The following is a 15,888-nucleotide window of genomic DNA, read 5'->3' as shown; positions in this document are numbered from 1 at the left end:
CTCAGATATCAGTTGAGTATAGTTTCTGGGGTTTCAATATTGACATTATCCTGATGACCATTTTGGCTGGTGGAACAGGTACTGTGTATTTCTGATTCTTCTCCCAGATAGACACCAAGAGCCCTGGCTGTTTCTATCCAAAATCCATTAGGGTCAAGTAGGCGGGGGCTATTCTGAAATACCTCTTCGAGGGAGACGGTGACAACTTGGTGGTTGCTCCAAGCCACCATTTTTCCATAGTTCTCAGCCGCAATCACATCAACAGCAGTTTTACCAAAAGCGGTAGCCAGCAAACGATCTTGAGCGGAAGGCGCACCACCCCGCTGGACATGACCAAGGACTGTAGCTCGCGATTCTACCCCCAGTGTAGTTTCAATTTCCGTAGCCACATATTCACCTATACCGCGTAATCGCACTTCACCCAAAGCATCTTTATAAGACCGCGACTCTCCGCTGGTAGTTTTAGCACCTTCAGCAACGACGACGATCGCAAATTTGCGCTCCCATAAATTCCGTAACTGCTGTATGCGTTTACACAAACCAGAGACCGAATAGCGAATTTCTGGAATCAAGATAGCATCTGCGCCGCCAACAATTCCAGAATGTAGGGCTAAGTGTCCGGTGGTGCGACCCATAACTTCGACAACCATCACCCGATCATGACTCGCAGCCGTACAGCTAAGGCGATCGAGGGAATCTAAAATTGTACTCACAGCGGAATTAAAACCCACCGAGAGTTCCGTACAAGCGACATCATTATCAATAGTCTTGGGAACCCCTACCAGGTTCATATTGCCCTTTTTCGCCAATTTGTGCAAAATGGCAAGGCTACCGTCTCCACCAATAGCGATCAGAGCATCCAATTCCAAGTCATGGTAGCCAGAAATTACCTCATCAGCTTGAGCCTCGGTATCTCCCTTATTAATGGATCCCAGAATAGTCCCACCCATACTCAGTAACGGGTCAATCCCATGGCGTTCTAATCCATAGCGGTTCAACACAACACTTTTACGCTCAATTAGGCCCTGGGTGGCATAGGGAATGCCCCGTACTTCCCAATTATATTCACAAGTAGCATAATTCACGACAGCGCGAATTACTGCATTCAGACCGGGACAGTCTCCTCCACTGGTCAAAATCCCGATACGCTTACGTTTAGTCATAATATGTAAGCCTCCAAAAGTTAGGAACTTCAATTCTTGCCGATCGCCTTCTCCCGGACAGTTCCAGGTTTTCCATCCCAATCTAGTTCTGATTTTTGGCCAAATTGGTCGTCAACTTATGCAACCTGTCTTTAGGGATATGGGCAATCTTCCCGTTACACTGGGCTATCTTGGTTAGTCTGGGCTTTAGTTCTTCGAGCCCATTGAGCCGTTGTTACCCTTACACTTAAAATCCTACAGCTAATCACGCCAAAGGATGTATGATTTTGGTTTTTTTTTATTCTTTCTTAACCTAGGTTTAAACCCCCTTCGTCAAAATTTATAACTTTCTCATATCCGCCGATCGCCACTTATCTAGGAGTTGACAAAATCCCATAATTGTGCATAAATGATATCGGGAAATTTGAGGGAATCCTGACACATTACCACAAATTTAAGATTAATTTAAGATTCCTTCCCTTGACCGAAATTTGGTAAAAGCATATAGCTGTGGTAAAGTTTATCTGGTAATCTCACCATAGAGCGATCGCATACTTGTTGAAAAATTAATAATTGTTTAAGCTCAATTACCAACTCACTCTCTGTGGTAGAATACCAGCAGTTCAACTCTGTACATGAGTTGCTATCTTCTAGGCTAGTCAATGATTTCTAGCCCCAAATTTTTGCTGTTAAAACCAAATTTTAACAGTGGCTAAAAAGTAGTATTATCCCAACGGAGGATTATCTGAATCATGACAATTAAAGTAGGTATTAACGGCTTTGGTCGCATCGGACGCTTAGTAATGCGCTATGGTAGCACCAACCCTGACATTGAGTTTGTCGGCATTAATGATCTAGTCCCGGCTGATGCCTTAGCATACCTGTTAAAATACGACTCTACCCACGGACGTTTTGACGGGAAAGTAGAATCCCAAGATGAAGCGATTGTTGTGAATGGACAGACCATTCGCTGTACATCTATCAAAGACCCCACCCAACTACCATGGAAGGAACTAGGAGTAGATTATGTAGTAGAATCTACTGGCTTATTTACCAACTATGATGGCGCTTATAAGCACATCGAAGCAGGTGCTAAACGGGTAGTTATTTCCGCACCGACAAAAGACCCAGACAAAGTCAAAACCTTAGTAGTTGGAGTTAACCATCAAGACTTCGATCCAGCTTCTCACCCCATTGTTTCCAATGCTAGTTGTACCACCAACTGTTTAGCGCCGATTTCTAAAGTTATTCAAGACAACTTTGGGTTAGCAGAAGGTCTCATGACGACAGTTCACTCTTTGACGGCGACTCAACCAACGGTAGACGGTCCTAGTCGCAAAGACTGGCGTGGTGGACGTGGTGCGACTCAAAACATCATCCCAGCTTCCACGGGAGCGGCTAAAGCTGTTACCCTAGTATTACCAGAACTAAAAGGCCGTTTAACTGGTATGGCTTTCCGGGTTCCCACTCCTAACGTCTCAGCGGTAGACCTAACTTTCCGCACAGAAAAAGCCACGACCTATGAGGAGATTTGTGCAGCGATGAAATCGGCTTCCGAAGGTGCGATGAAAGGCATTTTAGGATACACAGATGAAGATGTAGTTTCTTCGGACTTTATTACGGACGGTCATTCTAGCATTTTTGATGCGGGAGCGGGAATCGAGCTGAACTCTAATTTCTTTAAAATAGTATCTTGGTACGATAACGAATGGGGTTATTCCTGTCGCGTAATTGACCTAATGCTATCTATGGCTAAGGCTGACGGTTTACTGTAGTTACCATAGCGATTCTGGTTGGGAGACCCTACGCGATCGCATCTTAGGGAAACCCGGTTCTCATCAAAAATCGGGTTTCTGCTTTGGTGAAAACAAGTTTCATCTACAAATTGGAGTAAATGGCGATGCACGAAGTTGGTATTATGGAACAAACCCTAGCGATCGCCTTACAAAAAGCTAAAGAACAAGGGGCTAATCAGATTCACCGTATTAAAATGACAGTAGGCGCTGATTCTGGAGTAGCCGTAGAAGCTCTAGAATTTGCTTTTGATGTGGTGGTTGCTGGAACGATCGCCGCCAAAGCCAAATTCGAGATCGACTATCTCCCGGTTCGCTGTTACTGTCACCACTGTAATCAGGAATTTGAACCCAAAACCTGGTTTTATGAATGTCCCCAGTGCGGCGAACCCAGTCTTGACATTCACCAAGGAAGAGAATTAGAACTGACATCCTTAGAGGTTTCGTAGTTATGTGTACCAATTGCGGTTGCGCCGTCACACCAGGAAACATCCATATTCACAGTCACGCCATAGATCACGATCACGATCATGGTCACGATCACCACCATGGTCACGATCACCACCATGGTCACGATCACCACCACCACCATGATCATAACCATGATCATAGCCATGATCATCAGCACACCGAACATCAAACGGTGGATGTTCACACAGCCATCCTTTCCAAAAATGACCGACTCGCGGAAAGAAATCGAGGCTTCTTTTTAGCGAAAAAACTTTTTGCGATCAATGTGCTGTCTTCTCCCGGTTCAGGAAAAACAGCATTGCTGGAACGCACTTTATCAGATATGGGTTCCCGTCTCAATAGTGCGGTGATTGTGGGAGACCTGGAAACGGATAATGATGCTCAAAGGTTGCGACGAACTGGAATGCAGGTAGTGCAAATTACGACGGGAAGCGTCTGTCACCTGGAAGCGGAAATGATCTCCCAGGCTTTAAGTAAAATCAACCTGGATAATCTGCAATTATTATTTATCGAAAATGTGGGGAACCTAGTTTGTCCCGCCGCCTACGACCTGGGGGAAAATTTGCGGGTAGCTGTGTTGTCGGTGACGGAAGGAGAAGATAAACCCCTAAAATATCCGACTCTGTTCAAAACTGCCAATATAGCCATCATCAATAAAATCGACATTGCGGAAGCGGTAGGGTTCGATCGCGAAACTGCGATTAACAATATCCGCCGCATTGCACCACAAGCTGAGATTTTGGAGGTATCTGCTCGTACTGGCGAAGGTATGGAAGCCTGGTATGATTACCTGGAGAAGGCTTGTTCGTTAGAAGCGATCGCCATCTAAAATCAGGGATGGGGAGTCTTTTGACTTTGAACGAAGGACTCCACCATACCGAATCTGGTGGGTAGTAGTCACACACAAAAACAGGGGGAACTATGCCCCAGGGCGAACGATGGGATTCGAACCCACGAGTGGAGGAACCACAATCCTCTGCCTTAACCACTTGGCTACGCCCGCCATACGATTAGTAATCGTAGCACAGACATCAAATAAAAAGCAATAACCTGAGCGAAATTTTTTTTTCGGCTAGCGGAGACAGGGAAAAGCCGGGTTAACCCAATCATGAGCAGGTATCGAGTCCCTAATGGACAGATGAGTTAACCCATCACCTATGATCACTCATTCGCGAAACCACTGACAATAGAGTTTTCCTTGGTCATCAGTGCGCCAATGGCCAACGAGTTTGCCTTTTTCGGTGAGAGTTTTAGTGTGACTGCGTTCTGGTCTAATCTCGTTGAAAGTCCGGGACTGTTGAGGGATTTTAACTGGGGTTTTATGAAGAGTTTGTAACATGGTCTTTACCTCTGTTGATTATAGATTTTATTTACCTCTACTACCATTATAACCGATGAAATTGAAACGACAAGTCTACGGCTGCACACTTTGGTATGAAGGGACAGCAGATAATTTTCACAAGTAAAAATTAATAATTTTCTACCCGACCAACTACCATTGATAAAGCCAGCGTTACCCCAGGGTTAATCGGAGAAGTTTGGTTTCTTGATGGGACTGTGTTGAATAAAAAATCAAGCGTATAGCCATGTTAGACGGACGAGATAATAATAGGCGATCACCAGAAATTTGTCAAGGGGGTTGGGGCAAAAAGGCGGCGGCGTTGAAGTGTTGAATAAAAAATCAAGCGTATAGCCATGTTAACCCCACGAGATAATGATAGGCGATCGCCAGCCATTTGTCAAGGGGGTTAGGGCAAAAAGGCGGCGGCGTTGAAGTGTTGAATAAAAAATCAATAATTGATGGTATAGGAGAAATTGGCAATTGTAAAGTTTTATTAAGTTAGTGTAGGGTTTCACCCATCAGGGGTTATACTACATATCATAGTAGATGCACCCTGATTCAAGCGCCCATCACACTTTATGAGTGTGGGCGTTTTTTTTTGGGAGTGGGAGGAAGAATTTAATCCAAGATTTGCTTGACATCTTAGGACAATAAGGTATAATACCCCCAAAGATTCGCAACTCAATAATGAGTATACGGTCAAACCCCAGACCATGCCAAATTTCCCTGACGACATACTCATCAAGTCGGATTCTTCATGGTAAAATCCAATCATGGTGCGAGACGTTTAGGAGTCAAATAAGGCTGCAATGCCTGAAATAACCTCCTAGTGGGACTTTCACCCCTTGGTGAAATATAAGGGACTCGTACCCTGACCATCCCATAACTGTTTATATGTCCCAACGTTTGGTATAGAAATATACAAAACAAGGCAGGGAACTCAAGGTCAAAACGCCCAACTGGAAATATTAATGATTCCTTAACAATTGCGTTGAGAGTAACGGCGATAGCCACCCCCAGTTTTGGGAATCATAACCCCAGGATTGAAGCGGGGAACGGAAGGCGTGAAGTAGAACCTACTACCAAATGCGACCACTGCCAACCATCCATGATTAGGGAAACCGAATGTCCGGCTTGAACCATCGTAATGATTTAGCAGCGAAACAGGTTGATACGCTGCGTTCAAAAGAGCAAGGGGAAAAGTAGGGTAATCATGACATCACCTACACAGACTTTTAAAAGTACCCCGGTGGAGAGGACAAATCTAAAGATGGAATGCCCGTATAAACGGAACGTTTAAACCCCTTTTAGGCTCTCAAGTGGCAGGATGTACCTGCGGAGTAGTGAAAGTGTAAGCGTATACCTTTAAGGGGAAAGGATGTGACTGAAAGCCAATGCCTAACTGTAATGGTTAGGATATGCCCACTAGTCACGGTGTGGATATAGAGACTGCGACAATTAGGAGTGTTTACGACGAAAGCGAGTTTAAACACTACGATGTTGTATTTAGCTCCAAAAGTTGAAATCACAAAAGCAGGGAGTCGTTACCCTGTTCCCGATGTCAAAAGGGGTATCCACATCAGGAGCCGTGTGATGTGAAAGTATCAAGCACGGTTTTGAATTGGAGTTGGGGAAGGCGACTTCCCTTTCGACCATAACCCTTACAAAGCTTTCCGGACAAAACTAAAACTCAATGACCGTCAAGCTACCTTGATGGCCAAACACGCGGGGTATGCTCGGTTCGTGTTTAATTGGGGATTACACTTATGGAGGTCAGCTTATGAAGAGGGACTCAAGCCTAATATCAACTCCATTAAAAAGGTTTTTACTAATTATGTGAAACCTCAATATCCTTGGATGTCCGAATTGTCTTCTAAAGTTTATCAATATGCCTTCATTAATCTAGGGGATGCCTTTAAGCGCTTCTTCAAGGGAATAAGCAGTTATCCTAAATTTAAGAAGAAAGGCTACCATGATAGCTTTACCCTTGACAATTCCGGAAAGCCATTCAAGTTGTCAGGAACTCGCCATAAGCTGCCTTTTGTGGGCTGGGTTTCTACATTTGAGGCTCTACCCGAAAGTTGGGTTAAGAAAGTCACTATAACGCGCCAAGCAGGTGACTGGTATATGAGCTTTTTCGTAGAAATCACGCCAGAAATTACACCGAAATATCGAGAGAGAATCGGGGTAGACCTAGGAATTAACAATTTGGCGACTTGCTCCGATGGGACCCAATTCTCTAATCCCAAGGCTTATAAAGCAGCCACCCAAAAACTAGCCAGATTACAACGTCATTTAAGTCGCAAAGTCAAAGGCTCGAAAAATTGGGTCAAATGTCTCTTAAAATTTCAAAAGCTACATCAAAGAGTCGCTAATATTCGCCGTGACACGATTCATAAAATAACTACTTTTTTGGCTAAAAACCACAGCCAAGTAGTCATTGAGGATTTGAATGTGTCTGGAATGTTGAAAAATCATTGTTTGGCGGGTTCTATCGCTGATGCTTCATTTTATGAGTTCCGTCGGCAACTCGGTTACAAGGCAGAACGTTATGGTTCAAAGTTGATTATTGCCGATAGATTTTATCCATCCAGTCAACTGTGTTCTAATTGCGGTTATCGTCAAAAAATGCCCCTAGTCCGTCGGACTTTTGAATGTCCAAACTGCGGTCTGGCGATAGATCGTGACTTGAATGCCAGTATAAACCTAGAAGTGCGAGACGTTTAGGAGTGAAATAAGGCTGCAATGCCTGAAATAACCTCCTAGAGGGAGATAGACTGACTCGACCAGTTTACCCCTTAACTGTATATATGTCCCAACGCTTAGGAAGTTGTGATTCTAAGCAAGGCAGGGAACTCAAGGTCAATCCCATTTTAAGAAATCGCAATATACCGTCCAAGTATTACCTAGGAGGAGTATTATAACTCACTTGGGGCGATTATGGGAAAGAGTAAAGGCGGTAGCCACCCCCAGTTTCAGAAATCACAAATCTGGGATTGAAGCGGGGAACGGAAGGCGTGATGTAGAACCTACTACTATAGGCGACCACTGCCAACCATCCATGATTAGGGAAACCGAATGTCTGGCCTGAACCATCGTCATTATAAAGTAGCGAAATAGGTTGACACGCTGCGCTCAAAAGAGTAAGGGGAAAAGTAGGAGTCTTTCTATACTACCTACACAGACCTTTAAATGTACCCCGGTGGATAGGACAAATCTAAAGATGGAATGCCCATATATACGGAACGTTTAAACCCCTATTGGGCTCTCTGCGAGTACATCTCGTAGAGTAGTGAAAAGTGTAAGCGCATGCCCATAAGGGGAAAGGATGTGACTGAAAGCCAATGCCTAACTGTAATGGTTGGGATATGCCCACTAGTCACGGTGTGGATATAGAGACTGCGACAAGTAAGAGTGCTTATGACGTGAGCGAGTTTAAAGACTACGTGGTGTATATAGCTCCCAAAGTTGAGGTCATAAAGCAGGGGGTAGTAACCCTGTTCCTACTGATAATAGGGTGTTCACATCAGGAGCCGTGTGCTGGGAAACTCGCATGCACGGTTTTGAATTGGAGTTGGAGGGGGCGACCTCTCTTTCGACCATACCAAATCGCCGGGTTCAGACGATTACACTTGTGGACGGGGTGCTGCCGACAGTCCCGGACGAAGCCAGAAATAAACATCAATATCGGGCTATGTCCGGTTTTGTTTAAGTTTTATAGAGCAGTGGTGAAGGAATTAAAATATGGGGTTAAGGTTTCACCTTTGCGATCGCAATATTTTATGAACAACACAGTCGCCTCATTTACCGATATCAGCCAACACTGGGCTTATCCGTTTATCCAAGGTCTGCAACGCCAAGGGGTTGTGAGTGGGTTTAAAGATAGAACCTTCCGCCCCGACCAAACGATGACCAGGGCTGAGTTTGCCTCCATTGTCCAAGCGGCCTTTTCCCTAGTACCCCAACGGGAGTATGTACCGTTTACAGATGTTCCCGCCGATTTTTGGGCGGCTGAAGCGATCCGCAATACGTTTAGATCCAGATTTATCAGTGGTTTTCCTGATGGTCGGTTTCTTGCTGGGGAGAACATTTCCCGGTTGCACGTTTTACTGGCTTTAGTGTCGGGCTTACAGATGCAGGCGGGAGCATCTGTGTCTTTAACTGCTATATATAAGGATGGGGGAAATATTCCCAACTACGCCCAACAGGCGATCGCCACAGCGACGCAAAACGGCTTAGTAGTAAACGCGCCTACCATTGATATTTTGAACCCTAACCGTCCCGCCACGAGGGGAGAGGTGGCGGCTTGCATTTACCAGGCGCGAGTATTTCTGAACCAAAGCCCTATAGTAGCTTCCCCGTATATTGTGGAACTTGCTAACCCCGGAGTAATTCGGCGGGGGACTCACCTATCAGTAAATGGTCGGACTTGGCGCGCGGCTTGGGGTCAGTGGAGTTCGGGAATTTGCACTTATACGGGAGTTAGCGACAAAGGGGCGATATTGGTTTTAGGTATGGAGTTACTGAATACTGATGATGTTAACGTTCAGCCTGTTAAGTGGTTTTCAACTATTGGCAAATCTTACCGCCTGAAAACTCAACTAGACCGGGAATATCGCTATCTGAATTTGGACGATATCGCCCCAGTAGGGAATTGGGAAATGGTGATTGATAACCAAACTTTACGCATATTCTCTGTACCTACTAAAGTTGAGGATATTACCGTTAATGAAAACGATGATATTTGCCGGATTGAAATACAACTAAGTCAAGCTACCCCTTGGGAACTTTACGAACAAAGTCGAGAATGGGAAGTGGTGTTAGATGCGATCGCTGATCAATCTCTAGCCAATCGGTTTCCTGAAACGGCAACCACACCCCCTAAATCTGGTAATCAAGAACAACAAAATGAGGGGGAAACTAGCGGCAGTTCTGAGAAACCATCGCCCATTGTCGTTCGCATTTCAGCCACTCAAACCGTGATTAAGGGAACTTTACCTGATGGGTATAGAGTCCGCACCCAAACCCTTCATAATCGCGATAGATTGGTAATTGAACTGCGGCGAGATGCTTTAGTGGAACAGAGTATTTTGGTTTATCCAGGACTGCGATCGCGACAGCAATATTTAACTTTAGAAGGGGATAAATTTCCGGCAGTCTGGTTAACGATAACTCCTCGGTCGGGGTTGTCAATCGCCCCTATATGGACCGAAACCAATCAGATGCGGGGGACTAACTCTTTCTTAGCTATTACCAAAACTTGGTCAAGTTTGGGGGGGATTAATGGCGGATATTTCAACCGTAATAACTTATTACCTTTGGGGGCTATTCGTAAGGATAATAAGTGGTTTTCTGGGCCAATACTTAATCGGGGTGCTATGGCTTGGGATAATAATGGAAGAGTGAGAATGGGGCGATTAAAGTTAGTAGAAACTCTGGTGAGTTCTACGGGACAACGCTTTGAGGTAGACCTGCTAAATACTGGATATGTGAAGGCGGGAATTGCTCGTTATACTTCCGAATGGGGAGCAAATTATTTACCTCTAACTCTTAATGAAATTGTGGTGGTAGTTTCGGGAGACCAAGTAACTCGACAAATTGAACTACCTGATGATCAAACTCCCACAGCTATCCCCACTAATGGTTATCTGCTGGTTTTCCGTTCTTTTCGGAGTGCTGTTAGTGCTTTTGGGGTCGGTTCTCGGTTAACAATTACGGCGACAACTACTCCCTCTGAGTTTATAGATTTTCCTCATATTATGGGTGGCGGACCTCTGTTGGTGCAAAATCGCAATATTGTGGTTAATGCAGAGGCGGAAGGGTTTAATTATTGGTTTGGTCAACAGTTGGCTATCCGCAGCGCTGTGGGTGTGACAGCGACGGGAGAAGTGCTTATGATGACTGTTCATAACCGGGTGAATGGGGCGGGACCTAGTTTAACAGAAATGGCAAAATTGATGCAGCAATTAGGGGCGATCGATGCTATAAATTTGGATGGTGGCAGTTCTACCAGTTTGGTGCTGGGTGGGCATTTACTTAATCGCACCCCTGATACAGCCGCCAGGGTTCACAATGGTTTGGGAATATTTATTTAGATTCATCAGGTCAGTCGGGACGGGTTGATTAATGGGGCTGTGGGGATAATTAATTCACAGGATAACCCGCCCCTAAATCAGCTTTGATGATTAATCATTTAATTAATCAGTTAGCCCTAAAACCTGCCTTTGTAATTGACAGAGTTCTGTAATGCCTTTTTCGGCATAGTCTAAGATTTGGTTTAACTGATTTCGGTTCAAACTTTCTGCTTCTGCAGTTCCCTGAAGTTCAATAATTCCCAGGTCATCGCGCATGACCACATTAAAGTCGATATCGGCTGCTACGTCTTCCTGGTAATTGAGATCAAGTAAGGGTTCCCCGTGCATCATTCCCACAGAAATGGCGGCGATCTGATGAATAATAGGCGATCGCTTTAACTGTCCCTGTTTTACCATTTTATTAAAAGCATGAGCCAGGGCGACAAACCCCCCAGTAATCGAGGTGGTGCGGGTTCCTGCGTCCGCCTGTAACACATCAGCATCTACCGTAACAGTTATTTCCCCCATAGCCTGTAAATCTACCGCCGCGCGCAAACTACGACTAATCAGGCGTTGAATTTCCTGGGTTCTACCCGAGAGTTTCATCAATTCCCGGGGTTGACGTTGGGGAGTCGCTCCCGGAAGCATCCGATATTCTGCGGTTAACCAACCTTTTCCGGTATCCTGCAAAAATCGGGGTACTCCCGGTTGAATTGTTACCGTACAAAGCACTTGGGTATTGCCGGATTTTGCTAGGACTGAGGCAGCCGCAAATTGAGTATAATCTAGCTCAAACTGCACAGGGCGCAGTTGGTGGGGCTGTCTACCGTCGGGACGTTGCCAAGACATCATTTATTTGATCAGTTTAATGTGGTTAACTGAGGTTATTTAAGGATATTTTCCGAAATTTGTCCGGGTGGTTGATCTCCGTTTATATCCGATAAACAACCCCTAGGCTGACAGTATTTTAATATGGGAGTGCCACATTAATACAAGATCTCATCAGCCTGAGTATAATTTCGGGTGTATCATCAATGAGCGATCGCCCAACGACTAAGCAGTAGTATCGCCCATCCCAGAGTATCACCTATATCTAACACTAGAATCCCTAGACTATTTGACGACTATCCAAATATTGATGTTACGGTTTTTACTGATAATTGACTACCCCGGTCATCCAGTTTGGGAAGATTGATTAATATCTCGAAAAATGCTACAATCTTAGGAAGTCGCGAATATATGGGAATAATCGATTATGGTACAACAAGTTATACCCGAAACCCAACCGACAGTTATTTATCCTGAAAGTGACGGTCAACCCATGTCTGATAACACGCAACAATTTCGCTGGATTGTGATTATCAAAGAAAACCTGGAAATATTGTTTTCTGGGGATGAAAATATCTTTGTGGCGGGTGATTTACTGTGGTATCCAGTGGAAGGAAATAATAAAATCCGTACTGCGCCAGATGTCATGATAGCTTGTGGTCGTCCCAAGGGGGATAGAGGCTCATATCGACAATGGGAAGAGGATAATATCGCGCCACAGGTAGTATTTGAAATTCTTTCGCCGGGAAATACATCGAAAAAAATGGCGGAAAAACTACTATTTTATCAACGCTATGGCGTAGACGAATATTATCTATATGACCCGCAGTCACAAGAGATAACTGGTTTTTTGCGGTCAGAAAATTGGCTAGAATCGATTGAAAACATGAAAGGTTGGGTTAGTCCTCGGTTACAAATTAGGTTTGAGTTAACAGAAACTGGGCTAGAAATTTATCGACCAGATGGGGAGAAATTTTTAACACCAGTGGAATTAGATAAGTTACGACAGCAGGAACGTGAAAGGGCTGAACAGGCTGAACTTGAGTTACAACAGGAACGCATGAAAGCGCAACAGACGGAAATTGAGTTACAGGAGGAACGTCAACGCTATGAACGATTGATAGAGTTATTGAAGCAGCAGGGAATTGATCCACCACAGATGTTGTAAATTGGGATACTCTAAAGGGGAGGCTGATTGAGGATAGGCTGATGTCATCTACCGATCGCAGTAAGGAAGAACTAAACCCCGACTTAAATTCCCTAGAGTTGGGGTTAGCAGCGATTAAACAGAAACAATACCAACAGGCGATCGCACTTTTAGAACCCATCGCCGACTCTCAACCCCATACGAAAGTCGGATTAAAAGCCCAAATTGGCTTGGTGAAAGCATACGATCGCAGCGGACAAAGCGATCGCGCCATTTCTCTATGTCAAACACTCACACTAGAGACCCCAGAAAAAATCAGAACTTGGGCTAGTAATCAACTCCAGCAACTCCAAAGTCGCCAGCCTAACCCCTCAGTCCCCCCTACCGTAGCGACAGGATTTGTTCCCTTCGACCCCAACTTACAACCGCCCAAAGTTCAATCAACCACCCCTAAAGCCAAACCAAAACCAAAACCCATCCCCCCCTTAAACAAACCGCCAATTGAGATCAAATCAGACCAACCCCAGAAACAACAGCCCCAAGTAATCAGCAATTCTCTCCCAGAGAGTCCCCCAGAGGAAGCGCAAACCTGGACTACCCCGACCGAACCTGAGACAGTTTCACATTCCCATCAATGGAAAGAAGCGGAAAGGGCGACCAAATGGCGAAAAATAGGGAAACTGAAAGTCACCCGATTAAGGATCGAACAATTCCTAACCGTATTTATCCTGCTGTGGATAAGTCCTCGCATTGTGGAATTTCTGTTCAGAAACGCCAATAATATCCTGATATCCCTACCCGTGGTGCGACCCATTCAATGGCTATACCGCAATCCTAACCAATGGCTGTACTGGGTTTTAGGGTTATTATTTATAGTCTCCCCCTGGCTATGGGATGGATTGCTGAAATTATGTTACGGTCAAGAAACCCTCCCCCGGACGAAATTATTAGCATTATCTCCAGAAGCCAATCGCATCCTACAAAACTACTGTAAAGCGCGAAATTGGAAATTTCCGGCGCTGCGAGTGTTACCAACGGCTACCCCGATCGCCATGACATTAGGATGCTGGCCAAGATTTGTGCGAATTGTGGTTAGCCAGGGTTTACTCGATACCCTAACCCCTGACGAAATAGCTACCATTTACGCGCGAGAAATCGCGAGTGTGGGAAATTGGGATTTTCTGGTGATGTCGTTTATTACCCTATTAGTGCAAATTCCCTACTTGATTTATCAATACTCAGCTATCGGCGCGCAATGGTGTTTTCAGCGAGTTAGGTCTGAACCCCCATTAATTCCTGATGTAGCCCTATCTATATTAAAACCAGCGACCTACATTCTGCGGGTGATAGCTTTCCCGGTTTCGGTATTGGCTTATGGAGTTTATCAGATTCTCCGGTTTCCGGCTTTGTGGATTTCGAGGCGGCGGGTTTATTATAGCGATCGCATCTGTTGTAATTTAACCGGAAATCCCAATGGTTTGACCAGGGCGCTGCTAAAAATGGCTATTGGTATCTCACAGACCACACCCCAGTTAGACAATACTACCTTTTTATTAGAAGGGTTCGACTTATTAACCCCGATTGCTCCTACCCAGGGGATGACTCTGGGTAGTATATTGGTTAGTTCCCCGCCAAGTCCACTGATCGGGTTGAACCAAGGCTGGGACATTGAATCCCTATTAACGTGGGATCTGAGAAATCCCCATCGCTACTGGTTACAGATTAGCAATTCTCATCCCCTATTAGGCGATCGCCTACTGATTCTCAACAGTTATGGCAAATTTTGGCAAATAGAAACTCAGTTAAACCTTGAAGTTAAGTCCCTGTCTGATTCGCGAGGCGATCGCGCTAAACTTTTAATGCAAGCCGCCCCTTATTTAGGATTACCCACGGGATTAGCGATCGGGTTGCTAATCTGGCTATTAGGGGCAATTTTCGGCAAGCTAGGGATTTGGCAACTAGAATGGTTATATGGGGATAGGGCGATTCTGTGGGGTTGTGTTCCCATTGGTGTCAGTTTAGGTATATTTTGGAGAAATAATCAATTTTTCCCCGACATCAAACCCGCGGCCATCATTCACAATCCTAATCTCCGCGATCTATATTGTAATCCCGACAGTATCCCCATTGACAGTAAACCCATTTGCATAGAAGGTCAGCTAATCGGACGGTCGGGAATTAGTAACATCATGGGTCAAGAACTGATGTTAAAAACCGCCAGCGGTATAGTTCCCCTCCACTATATCCCCCAGTGGACACCCCTGGCTAACTTCTGGCCAAAATTCATCCATCCCTCTGATTTGATTGGTAATTCGGTTAAAATAACTGGATGGTGGCGACGGGGGGCTACTCCCTGGATTGATATAGAAAAACTGGAAAATGTGGCAGATCGTAGCCGTATCTATGGCGGACATCCCTTGTGGTCAGTCATTCTAGCCGGATCACTGGCCTTTTGGGGAGCAAGTATCATTTCTAGCGGTAGAATTTAACTACACATCACATTAGAATTTCTAATATCTCAAGTTTGCATTTTGTCCCAAACAATGTTACATTTGTTAACATCGTGAATATAGGCGATATCTGTGATATCTTGAAAGATGGTCTGTTGCTGCTGTGGTCTTAGCAATGGCAAAAGTCTATGTAGATCATCAGTGGTGGCAGTGATCTGACTGCAAAGATTGCCAAACAAGTTAGTCGTTCCATAAAATTTGTGATTTTGTTTCGCCAAAACATACTAAACTTAAAGAAGCATTTAACAGGTTTGAAGTTGAATTACTTTGACATTAGTTACTGCGATCGCAGCTATAGAAACCTTAAACTTAAAACATATTGACAAAAGTGATAGGAACAGCTATAGCAGATATTTTTGAAGCATGACTCAAATTTCACTCGACCGTTCAAATCAATCTCAATCTTTTGGATATTTGAGGCTGCTCATCTCAGCCAGCCAGGAAACTCATTTATATATTGAAGCCAATGATCATACTCAGTGAGTTCAGGCTGGAAGTAACACCAAGTGGTCTTTTTTGTCAAGTCAAGGCTGAGTTTAATTATGATTTATTAACGTGATCTGAACTCAACAGGATTTTTC

Annotated in this window: 12 protein-coding genes and 1 tRNA gene; 8 read left to right on the top strand and 5 right to left on the bottom strand. The window is 44.6% G+C overall.

Annotation, left to right across the window (positions count from 1 at the left end):
* Positions 1-8: 8 nt before the first annotated feature.
* Both NLZ44_RS13520 and NLZ44_RS13515 read right to left on the bottom strand, forming a co-directional pair.
* Positions 9-1,163, bottom strand: coding sequence for an ATP-dependent 6-phosphofructokinase (locus tag NLZ44_RS13520; RefSeq protein ID WP_493752997.1), 1,155 nt, complete (start codon positions 1,161-1,163; stop codon positions 9-11).
* 444 nt (positions 1,164-1,607) lie between these two features.
* The gene (locus tag NLZ44_RS13515; RefSeq protein WP_493750118.1) at positions 1,608-1,805 is read right to left on the bottom strand and encodes a hypothetical protein; all 198 of its coding nucleotides are present in this window, start codon (positions 1,803-1,805) and stop codon (positions 1,608-1,610) included.
* Between the two features lie 89 nt (positions 1,806-1,894).
* On the opposite strand from NLZ44_RS13515, the gene gap reads away from it, so the two are divergent.
* The 3 genes from gap to hypB all read left to right on the top strand — a co-directional run bounded on the left by gap (position 1,895) and on the right by hypB (position 4,235).
* Entirely contained in the window at positions 1,895-2,917 is a 1,023-nt protein-coding gene (gene gap, locus NLZ44_RS13510) for a type I glyceraldehyde-3-phosphate dehydrogenase (protein ID WP_493750117.1), read from the top strand.
* A gap of 125 nt (positions 2,918-3,042) precedes the next feature.
* A complete protein-coding gene (hypA, locus tag NLZ44_RS13505) occupies positions 3,043-3,384 on the top strand; it encodes a hydrogenase maturation nickel metallochaperone HypA (RefSeq protein WP_493750116.1) in 342 nt (113 codons plus the stop codon).
* A 2-nt stretch (positions 3,385-3,386) separates the two neighbouring features.
* Positions 3,387-4,235, top strand: a complete 849-nt coding sequence (gene hypB / locus NLZ44_RS13500; protein WP_493750115.1) for a hydrogenase nickel incorporation protein HypB — start codon at positions 3,387-3,389, stop codon at positions 4,233-4,235.
* A gap of 101 nt (positions 4,236-4,336) precedes the next feature.
* Here hypB and NLZ44_RS13495 read toward each other — a convergent pair.
* Both NLZ44_RS13495 and NLZ44_RS13490 read right to left on the bottom strand, forming a co-directional pair.
* Positions 4,337-4,409 (bottom strand) — tRNA-His (locus NLZ44_RS13495).
* 162 nt (positions 4,410-4,571) lie between these two features.
* The gene (locus tag NLZ44_RS13490) at positions 4,572-4,745 is read right to left on the bottom strand and encodes a hypothetical protein (RefSeq protein ID WP_493750114.1); all 174 of its coding nucleotides are present in this window, start codon (positions 4,743-4,745) and stop codon (positions 4,572-4,574) included.
* Between the two features lie 1,716 nt (positions 4,746-6,461).
* Between NLZ44_RS13490 and NLZ44_RS13485 the strand changes: the two genes are divergently transcribed.
* The 3 genes from NLZ44_RS13485 (at position 6,462) to NLZ44_RS13475 (ending at position 10,843) form a co-directional block, all read left to right on the top strand.
* On the top strand, positions 6,462-7,475 hold the full coding sequence (locus NLZ44_RS13485) for an RNA-guided endonuclease InsQ/TnpB family protein (RefSeq protein WP_493750113.1): 1,014 nt from the start codon (positions 6,462-6,464) through the stop codon (positions 7,473-7,475).
* Positions 7,476-8,301: 826 nt separating this feature from the next.
* On the top strand, positions 8,302-8,460 hold the full coding sequence (locus NLZ44_RS13480) for a hypothetical protein (RefSeq protein ID WP_493750112.1): 159 nt from the start codon (positions 8,302-8,304) through the stop codon (positions 8,458-8,460).
* A 16-nt stretch (positions 8,461-8,476) separates the two neighbouring features.
* Complete coding sequence (locus NLZ44_RS13475) at positions 8,477-10,843, top strand: phosphodiester glycosidase family protein (RefSeq protein ID WP_493750111.1); 2,367 nt, start codon at positions 8,477-8,479, stop codon at positions 10,841-10,843.
* Between the two features lie 102 nt (positions 10,844-10,945).
* Here NLZ44_RS13475 and rph read toward each other — a convergent pair whose 3' ends face one another.
* Positions 10,946-11,674: a ribonuclease PH gene (gene rph / locus NLZ44_RS13470; RefSeq protein ID WP_111894679.1), complete on the bottom strand. Its 729-nt coding sequence runs from the start codon at positions 11,672-11,674 to the stop codon at positions 10,946-10,948.
* Positions 11,675-12,077: 403 nt separating this feature from the next.
* On the opposite strand from rph, the gene NLZ44_RS13465 reads away from it, so the two are divergent.
* Together NLZ44_RS13465 and NLZ44_RS13460 are read left to right on the top strand one after the other, a co-directional pair.
* Positions 12,078-12,818 carry a Uma2 family endonuclease gene (locus NLZ44_RS13465; RefSeq protein ID WP_493750110.1) on the top strand — a complete coding sequence of 247 codons (741 nt, stop codon included), beginning with the start codon at positions 12,078-12,080 and terminating at the stop codon, positions 12,816-12,818.
* A gap of 41 nt (positions 12,819-12,859) precedes the next feature.
* Positions 12,860-15,286 carry a M48 family metalloprotease gene (locus NLZ44_RS13460; protein WP_493750109.1) on the top strand — a complete coding sequence of 809 codons (2,427 nt, stop codon included), beginning with the start codon at positions 12,860-12,862 and terminating at the stop codon, positions 15,284-15,286.
* Positions 15,287-15,888 lie beyond the last annotated feature (602 nt).

This window comes from Arthrospira sp. PCC 9901, assembly GCF_059013425.1.
This window is presented reverse-complemented; position numbering and strand designations above follow the sequence as displayed.